Here is an 8069-nt window from a genome sequence, read left to right as displayed (position 1 = left end):
GCCCATGGTGAGAACCGGTCCGATTCCGAACGCCATCGACGCCGCATTCCACATCTCGATGCAGGCCGCATTGAGCGCGTGCGGCAATCCCTGACCGCCCCAATCGGTAGGCGCGGCAAGACCGTTCCAACCCGCGGCCGACCAGTCGCGATAGGCTTCCTTCCAGCCGGGTGGCGTGACCACGGCGCCGTCGCGGAAGATAGCGCCGTGCCGATCTCCGACGGCGTTGAGTGGCGCGATCACGTCGGCGGCGAAACGGCCGGCCTCTTCCAGCACCGCTTCCACCACGTCCTGGCCGAGATCGCCGAAAAGGCCTTCGCGCAAGGCATCCGTCATGCCGGCGCCCTGATTGAGGGCAAATGAAATGTCGGCGAGGGGCGCGCGATAGGACATCCGCGCATCCTAGTCGCAGGGCCTATGGCGTCAATTCGATCCCGATCAATCAGACGTTGATCGCGCGGACAAGCGCAGCTATATGACCCGCTTGCAGTTTTGGGGCGTAGCCAAGTGGTAAGGCAGCGGATTTTGATTCCGCCATTCCCTGGTTCGAATCCAGGCGCCCCAGCCAAAAAGTCCATATATTTTAAATACTTGAGAGATTCGCGTAGAAAGCCCGTAAACTGCAGGCTTTCTGACTCAACGTTTTGTCTCTGATGTTACGAGATGCGTGTTTGTCTGAAGGAAGTCGCCGAAAATCTCTGCACACACTTTGAATTGTTCCCGTTTTTGAGAGACGCATTCTGGAGACTCGTTTCGATCTACACTGCGTGGCAACCACGCAAACAATTGTGTGGTTAAGAGTGAACGCTCAAACAATTTGAATGGCGAAGTGTCTCACGTGCTCGTCAGGATAAAGATATCGGGATGTCAGAATGACAATTCGGCTTACGCGAGAACAGCTTTATGAATTGGTCTGGTCGCAAGCGTTGGTCCGGCTTGGAAAAAGTCTGGGAATTTCTGACGTCGCGATAGCGAAGCAATGCCGAAAAGCGAACATTCCGATACCGGAGCGCGGCTCCTGGAATAAGTTGCAAGCTGGATACGCCGTCAGTCGTACTCCTCTTCCGCGACGTGATCTAGCAACTATTGGCGTGATCGAAATGAACGGCCAACTGCAGCCGGAACACCGGGCCTGCTTTACAGGTGAGCCGGCGTTGAAGGTGCGCCCGAAGACATTGATGTACTTGCTGCGCGGTTTCGGCAACGGCTCGACAGAGTGACGGTGCAGCGTGATCTCATGCAAGGCGATCCCGCCATCGTTAAGCTGCTTCAGCGTGACGAGTCTATCCGACAGAAGATGGCGACAGGCTCCTATTACTTTGACCGGCGGCTGTTTGAATCTGCTTTTGAGCGACGGCGCTTGCGCATCCTGAATGCGATTTTTCTTGCTTTCGCCAGAACAGGCAGCGGAGGCAGGCATTTTCAAGACCGTCAGGGCAGCTGTGTTTTTCCTATGTCATGCTGCGCCCACGATCGCGCTCATGGCTCCGAGGCTTGACTTCTTGACTAGCGCCAGCGGTGCGGCCACCGCTTTGGCGAATGTTGGCCCAGGCCTGGGGGAGATCATCGGACCAGCAGGAAATTTCGCATCGCTGCCAGACAGCGCTAAACGGCTCTTATCGTTTGGAATGCTGCTGGGGCGTCTTGAGCTATTCACGGTGCTCATCCTGTTCGTGCCGCGGTTTTGGTGCGGGTAGCTAACCCCTCACCTTATCAAGCGTCGCAGGGGCTTGGGCTCAGTGATATAAAAACAGTGCACAAGGCGGCGCCCCTACAAGAGAATTCGTTGTGGACCCAAACAAAAATTCTCGCCAGCCGCGCCGACCATAAGCACCCATAACGAGCGTTCCAATATTTTGATCGGCTACCTGACTCCGCAGCAGATCGGAGGGGTGCGTATCGGAGGTGATCGGATGAGCTTCGGCTTGATATTCGTGACCGTTCAGATAATCGACAACGTCATGGGTTGCGCGCTCGGCCAGTTCACGGCTAGCATTGATGGACGTGACATGGATACGGCTGTCCTGTCCAATTCCAAGAAGAACAAACAATTGGATGACGCGCATTGCGGCTAAGCTGCCATCATAGGCTATCAGAACATCGCGTCCGGCTGGTGGTTCGTCGGGACATATGATTACCGGCCGTGGTGTTGCCAGCAATAACTTTGACACCATTTCCGGAAGCTGCTCTCGGATGTTGCCATAATAGGCCGTGTCATGGCCGGTTATGATAATATCACGTGTGCCAGCCGCAAGCTGCAGGTGTAAGTTGGGGTCGCCTTCGAATGAAAGCCATTCAAAGGACATATTCCATTCCTTGCACTCTCGTTCGAATATTTTGTGCAGACGCTGACGCGCATCATCGGCCTGCTTCCGGAGTGCTTCTTCGAGCTTGGTTTTATAACTTGTAGTGCCGATCCTACCCAACATGGGAGCTTCAATGTAGCTCAAATCAATACCCGCTAGGCCAGCCACAGTCGCTCCCGTCTTCCGTGCGAGGTGAAACGTATAGTCCCGTGCGCAGCGGGAGGAGGGGGTTTCTCCTAGAAGGACTAAGATGCGTTTGAGCATGATGGGCATACCCTCGTATTAAGAAATGCCTACTACTTGCCTAGTTTTTTGGTTTCTTCGGAGGCCGCTATCTATTCGGATTTGTCGTTTCCGCGTTTTGACCGCCACCCCATAAGTGCGATGCCGCCGATAAATGCGATAGCCATGATGATCAGAAATAAATTGATCGCGCTCAAGGTTGCCTCCCTTCTGTAGTCCCTCGCAGTGTGATTTCTTGCGAGAATTCATACTTAAGCTTTGATATTTTCTTTCGATTTCGACGAGCTTTCTAAAGTCGCCCAATTCAACCCACTATCAGCCTGAGGCAGCGTCTGCTGAATCTGCTTGTTTCGAAAGATATGCGCTTTGGCGATCATCTTCGCAGTCACCGGTGCCGTCAGAGACAGGAACAGGGTGATCAGCAATTCGTGGATGCCGGACGCTTGGCGCATAAATACAAAGTAGAGCAGGGATGCGATGAGCAGGGATCCGATGCCGAGCGTCGTCGCCTTGGTCGGGCCGTGCAGGCGCCGCATCGTGTCGGGTAGCTTGGCAAGGCCGAACGATCCGACGAACAGGAATACACCGCCGATCACAATGAAGGTCGAGATGATCATTTCGACAAACGCTGTCATCCCTGCCTCACTCGATCACATTGCCATGCAAAAGGAACTTGCAGAACGCGACGGTTGAGACGAACCCGACCATGGCGAACAACAACGCCGCCTCAAAATACATCGTGGTCCCGAACAATATCCCGGTCAGGACAATGAGACCGATCGCGTTGATGACCATGGTGTCGAGTGCGAGGATGCGGTCAGTCACGTCAGGTCCTATGATCAGCCGATAGACGTTCAGCAGAACGGACACCGAAATCGCGATTATCGCGAAAGCGCAGGCGACGGTGATCATTCGAATATCCTCATCAGGCGGTGCTCGTAACGGGATTTGATGGCGGCCACAGTGCCCGCGGCGTCGGTCGTCTCAAGACAGTGAACCAGCAGCGATCGGCCGTCGGCGCTCAAATCTGCGCTCAGCGTTCCGGGTGTTATGGTGATCGTGCCGGCAAGCGTGGCAATCGCTTCCGGGCTTTCCAGAGCAAGGGGGATGGTCACGAATTGTGACCTTAAGCTCTCCCCACGACGGAACAGGACCAGATAGGCAACCTGCACGTTTGAGACGATAATGTCCCAGAGAACGATGGCAGAATACTCCAGAATAGCCACGGGGTTGCGAATCCGCGGCCGGCCTGGCCAATAGGCGCTCGTCAGCTTTGCGATCGCGAGCCCGAGCAGCAATCCGAAAGCGGCGGCGCTCCATGAGAAGTCGTTGACCAGCAGCACCCAGACCGCGGCGAGGATCGCGGTCAATATCGGGTGAGGCAGCAAGCGCATGCGCATGGTCACTCCCCTACAAGGTCCGAGGCCAGTTGCCGGTGGAGCACTGCTGCGATGTAGCGCTGCGGCGTGAAGATCTGTTCGGCCGTGGCGGTCATGTCGTTCATCACCGGGCCGGCAAACGCACTCAACATGGCCACGGCTGCGACCATGGCACCGACCACGACGGTCGGCAGCATCGGTGCGACATGCGGAGCCGGTGTCTCAGCCACCGCAGGACCGTTCCAGAACAGCCGGATGCCGGTTCGCGCGAAGCCAATGATGAGCAGGAGGCTGGTGACGAGGACCGCCGGCCAGACGCTTGCCAAGTGGGAGGCTGCGCGCCCCGCGTCGAGGATCAGGAACTTGCCGATGAAGCCTGCCAGCGGCGGCATGCCCACCATCGCAATGGCGAACAGGAAATAGAGTCCCGCATAGAGCGGCATGGGTTGTGGAATCTGCACCAGCGTTCCGCAGCCGTCCTTCTCTTTCAGGAGGATGCCGGCGAGGAGAAACAGGCCCGCGCTGGTGAGCGTGCTTTGCACGGCATAGTAGAGCGCGGCAGCAAGTCCGGCAGGGCTCGCCAGGCCGATCGCGATCAGCAGCGTGCCCATCGAGGCGATCACCGAGTAGCAAACCAGATCGAGCAGATTACGGTTCGCCATTACGCCGATCGTCCCTAGGACGAGCGTTGCGATGCCGGCGGGAAGAATCCACGGTGTGGCGATATTGGCGAGCGGACCTGCGTCGGCGCCGAAGACAAGCGTGTAGACACGAATGATCGAATAGGCCCCGACCTTGGTCATGATCGCGAAAAGCGCGGCGGCCGGCGGCGAGGTCGAGCCGTAGGTCGGCGGCAACCACCAATGCAGCGGCACCATCGCGGACTTGATGGCGAACACGGTGAGAAGCAGCAGGGCGCCGGCCGCCAACAGCGCCTGGTTGTCGGTTGCGACTTGCGGCACCTTGACGGCGAGGTCGCCCATGTTGAGCGTGCCGGTGACCGCGTAGATGGTGCCGACCGCAAACAGGAACACCGTCGAGCCGATCAGGTTGACCGCGATATAGTGGAACCCGGCCTTGAGGCGGCGAGCGCCGCCGCCGTGCAGCATCAGTCCGTAGGATGCGATCAGCAGCACCTCGAAGAAGACGAACAGATTGAACAGGTCGCCGGTGAGGAATGCGCCGTTGATGCCGAGCATCTGGAATTGAAACAGCGCGTGGAAATGCCGCCCGCGCCTGTCCCATGCGCCAATCGCGGCAATCACCACGCCGACGGCGAGCAGTCCAGCAAGCAGCAGCATGGTAGCTGCGAGCCTGTCCAGCACCAGCACGATACCGAACGGCGCGGGCCAGTTGCCGAGCAGATAGGCGCGCGTCTCGCCGTCGCCGGCAAGACCATAGAGTCCGATTGCGGCGATGAGCTGAAGTGCGGTCGCGGCAATAGATATGATGCGCTGGCCAGTGAGGCTGTGACGCAAGGCCAGCACCAGCATTGCCGCCGTCATGGCAGGGACCGCGACTGGCATGATGAGCCATTGGCTGGTCATCATGAAACCTCATCGCGGCGAGTGTCAGATCGCTCCTCGTCAGGCCGGATACCGAGAGTCACATCGTCGGCCCCCGTTTCGAGAAAGGCGCGCAGCGACAGCACGACGATCAGCGCCGTCATGCCGAAGGTGATGACGATGGCCGTGAGCACGAGCGCTTGCGGCAGCGGATCGGTGTAGCCGGCGGCGAAGGCGTTGACGATCGGCGGTCGGTCGATTGCGAGCCGTCCCATCGTGAACAGGAACATATTCACGGCGTAGGAGAGGAACGAGAGGCCGACCACCACCGGAAATGTGCGCCGCAGGAGAATCAGATAGAGGCCGACCGCCGTGAGCGCGCCGATGCCCGTCGCCATGAGGAATTCCATGCTCATCGCGCCCGCGCCTCCACGGGCTGATCGGTCTGCCGTGCGCGCGCCTCTGCCTGGTTTGATGCCTGCTCCGCGCGCTCCTCGACGCGGGAGAGCGTTGCCAGCGACAGGAGGCAGGTGCCGACCACGGTGAAGAAGACGCCGACATCGAAGGCCATCGCCGAGGCTTGTTCTACCTCCCCGAACACCGGCAGGTGGAAATAGCCAAAGGTGCTCGTGAGAAAAGGCCGGTCGAACAGAAGCGAGGCCAGTCCCGTGGCACCGGCAAGCGCCACGCCGCCGCCGATCATCACATGGGCGTCGAATCGCGCGCGACGATGCGCCCAGACATATCCACTCGCCATGTATTGCATGAGGAAGGCGATGGCGACGATCAGGCCTGCGATGAAGCCGCCGCCGGGCATGTTGTGTCCCCGCAGGAGGATGTAGACGCCGACTATCAGCGATAGCGGCAGCAGGACGCGCGTGACCACCGTCAGCATCAATGGATGGGGGTCGCCGGCCTGCGGGTCGAAGCGCGTCCGCGCGAGCCGGCGGCCGGCTGCCCCGTGCAGTGCGGAATCAAGCAAGGCGAAGATCGTCAGCGCCGCGATCGCGAGCACGATGATCTCGCCGAAGGTATCATAGCCGCGAAAGTCGACCAGGATGACGTTCACGACATTGGTGCCGCCGCCACCGGGCTTCGACTGCTCGACATGATAGCCGGAGATGGTCTCGAAGCTGCGGGTCATCACCGCATAGGCGAGCGCCGCCACGCCGATGCCTCCGATCGCTGCCAGTCCGCCGACACCAAGCTTCATGGGTAGCGGCAGCTCGTCCGGCGTGGTGCGCGGCAGAAGGTTGATCGCGAGCAGCAGGAGGATGGTGGTGACCACCTCCACCGAGATCTGCGTCAGGGCGAGGTCGGGCGCCGAGAACTGCAGGAAGGCGAGCGACACGACGAGGCCGACGATGCTGGTGACGATGAGGGCTGCGAGCCGGTCATAGTGGCGCCAGACCATCAGGCCGCACGCAAGCAGCAGGACCAGCCAGCCGGTCACCGCCGGCAGTGTCGCCGGCAATGTCGCGCGGTTTCCCGCAACCGGCGCGGGCTGAGCGCCGAAATATCCGGCGAGACCGAACAGCCCGATCGTCACAACGATGATGCCCAGGTAGCGCGGCAGGCTGCCGTTGTCGATCCAGCCAAGGAAGAGGCGCGAGGCGCGGACCATAACGGCGATCGATGCCTGGAACAGCGTCATGGCATCGGGCCGTGGCACCGCGAGTCGCACGCGGTCGACCGCCGCATAGGACCACAGCAGCACGAGCCCGCCGGCGAGCGCGATCGCGCTCATGGCGAGCGCTGGCGTCAGACCATGCCACAATGCGAGATGATAATCGGGCAAAGCACCGCCCGCGGCCGCGAAAGAGGTTCGGGCGAGGATTGCGCCGGCAAACGTCGCGGGCATCACGCCGATGGCGACGATCGGGACCACCAGTATCGCCACCGGCAGCCACATGCCGAGCGACGGGTCATGCGGGTGGTGCGGATAGTCGTGCCGCTCCGGCCCGAGAAAGACGTGGAAGATCAGTCTGGCGGAATAGGCTGCGGATAGAAGTGCGCCAACGGTGGCGAGCAGCGGAAATAGCCAAGCCTGACCGGCATAGACCGTGTGCGACGCCTCCTCCAGCATCATCTCCTTCGACAGGAAGCCGTTGAGGAGAGGCACACCGGCCATCGACGCCGCAGCGATGATGGCGAGACCCGAGGTGATCGGCATGAGATGACGCAGACCGCCGAGCCTGCGGATGTCACGTGTGCCGGCCTCATGATCGACGATGCCGGCACTCATAAACAGCGCCGCCTTGAAGGTCGCGTGATTGAGCACATGGAACATGGCGGCAACCACCGCGATGCGCGTGCCGAGCCCGAGCAGCATCGTCAGCAGGCCGAGATGGCTGACGGTGGAGAAGGCGAGCAGCGCTTTCAGGTCATCCTTGAACAGCGCGATCCAGGCCGCGATCACCATCGTCACGAGACCGGTCAGCGAAACAATCAGAAACCATTCCGGTGTGCCGGACAGGACCGGCCACAGGCGAGCCAGCAGGAAGACGCCGGCTTTCACCATGGTCGCAGAATGCAGATAGGCCGATACCGGCGTGGGCGCAGCCATCGCGTGCGGCAACCAGAAATGGAAAGGAAACTGCGCCGATTTGGTGAACACACCGAGCAGAATCAGCACC

The 8069-nt window shown here is 60.0% G+C and carries 10 protein-coding genes, 1 tRNA gene and 1 pseudogene; 4 read left to right on the top strand and 8 right to left on the bottom strand.

The window, feature by feature from the left end:
* The coding region (locus AB7F49_RS36185) for an acyl-CoA dehydrogenase family protein (RefSeq protein WP_428531764.1) at positions 1-393 on the bottom strand (393 nt) is incomplete at its 3' end.
* A gap of 100 nt (positions 394-493) precedes the next feature.
* On the opposite strand from AB7F49_RS36185, the gene AB7F49_RS36180 reads away from it, so the two are divergent.
* From AB7F49_RS36180 to AB7F49_RS36165, 4 genes and pseudogenes are all read left to right on the top strand, one after another.
* Positions 494-568: transfer RNA gene (locus AB7F49_RS36180), tRNA-Gln, on the top strand.
* Positions 569-872: 304 nt separating this feature from the next.
* A complete protein-coding gene (locus tag AB7F49_RS36175) occupies positions 873-1220 on the top strand; it encodes a hypothetical protein (RefSeq protein WP_428531761.1) in 348 nt (115 codons plus the stop codon).
* A gap of 2 nt (positions 1221-1222) precedes the next feature.
* Positions 1223-1498 (top strand): hypothetical protein, encoded by a 276-nt coding sequence (locus AB7F49_RS36170; RefSeq protein WP_428531770.1) that lies wholly within the window; start codon positions 1223-1225, stop codon positions 1496-1498.
* A pseudogene (locus AB7F49_RS36165) lies at positions 1494-1697 on the top strand (potassium transporter TrkG); the annotation flags it as partial. The gene AB7F49_RS36170 and the pseudogene AB7F49_RS36165, both read left to right, overlap by 5 nt.
* 39 nt (positions 1698-1736) lie before the next feature.
* On the opposite strand, the gene AB7F49_RS36160 reads toward AB7F49_RS36165, so the two are convergent.
* The 7 genes from AB7F49_RS36160 to mbhE all read right to left on the bottom strand — a co-directional run.
* Complete coding sequence (locus tag AB7F49_RS36160; protein ID WP_428531758.1) at positions 1737-2450, bottom strand: universal stress protein; 714 nt, start codon at positions 2448-2450, stop codon at positions 1737-1739.
* A 350-nt stretch (positions 2451-2800) separates the two neighbouring features.
* Entirely contained in the window at positions 2801-3184 is a 384-nt protein-coding gene (locus AB7F49_RS36155; protein ID WP_428531755.1) for a Na+/H+ antiporter subunit G, read from the bottom strand.
* 7 nt (positions 3185-3191) lie between these two features.
* Entirely contained in the window at positions 3192-3461 is a 270-nt protein-coding gene (locus AB7F49_RS36150; RefSeq protein ID WP_428531752.1) for a K+/H+ antiporter subunit F, read from the bottom strand.
* Complete coding sequence (locus AB7F49_RS36145) at positions 3458-3949, bottom strand: Na+/H+ antiporter subunit E (protein ID WP_428531749.1); 492 nt, start codon at positions 3947-3949, stop codon at positions 3458-3460. Before AB7F49_RS36145 ends, AB7F49_RS36150 begins: the two co-directional genes overlap by 4 nt.
* Before the next feature lie 2 nt (positions 3950-3951).
* The gene (locus tag AB7F49_RS36140; protein ID WP_428531747.1) at positions 3952-5478 is read right to left on the bottom strand and encodes a monovalent cation/H+ antiporter subunit D; all 1527 of its coding nucleotides are present in this window, start codon (positions 5476-5478) and stop codon (positions 3952-3954) included.
* The gene (locus tag AB7F49_RS36135; protein ID WP_428531767.1) at positions 5475-5843 is read right to left on the bottom strand and encodes a Na+/H+ antiporter subunit C; all 369 of its coding nucleotides are present in this window, start codon (positions 5841-5843) and stop codon (positions 5475-5477) included. The genes AB7F49_RS36140 and AB7F49_RS36135 overlap by 4 nt, the downstream gene beginning before the upstream one ends.
* Before the next feature lie 2 nt (positions 5844-5845).
* Positions 5846-8069, bottom strand: a 2224-nt coding sequence (gene mbhE, locus AB7F49_RS36130; protein ID WP_428531744.1) for a hydrogen gas-evolving membrane-bound hydrogenase subunit E, incomplete at its 5' end; no start/stop codon positions are given.

This window comes from Pseudorhodoplanes sp. (assembly GCF_050250235.1).
Taxonomy (GTDB): domain Bacteria; phylum Pseudomonadota; class Alphaproteobacteria; order Rhizobiales; family Xanthobacteraceae; genus Pseudorhodoplanes.
Note: the sequence above shows the minus strand (reverse complement) of the source record. Positions and strands in the feature narration are given on the sequence as shown.

What these genes read in the sequence shown, in the direction of transcription:
- AB7F49_RS36175 (WP_428531761.1), top strand. Translation starts at nt 873, where the DNA reads ATGACAATTCGGCTTACGCGAGAACAGCTTTATGAATTGGTCTGGTCG.
- AB7F49_RS36155 (WP_428531755.1), bottom strand. Translation starts at nt 3,184, where the DNA reads ATGACAGCGTTTGTCGAAATGATCATCTCGACCTTCATTGTGATCGGC.
- AB7F49_RS36150 (WP_428531752.1), bottom strand. Translation starts at nt 3,461, where the DNA reads ATGATCACCGTCGCCTGCGCTTTCGCGATAATCGCGATTTCGGTGTCC.
- AB7F49_RS36145 (WP_428531749.1), bottom strand. Translation starts at nt 3,949, where the DNA reads ATGCGCATGCGCTTGCTGCCTCACCCGATATTGACCGCGATCCTCGCC.
- AB7F49_RS36140 (WP_428531747.1), bottom strand. Translation starts at nt 5,478, where the DNA reads ATGATGACCAGCCAATGGCTCATCATGCCAGTCGCGGTCCCTGCCATG.
- AB7F49_RS36135 (WP_428531767.1), bottom strand. Translation starts at nt 5,843, where the DNA reads ATGGAATTCCTCATGGCGACGGGCATCGGCGCGCTCACGGCGGTCGGC.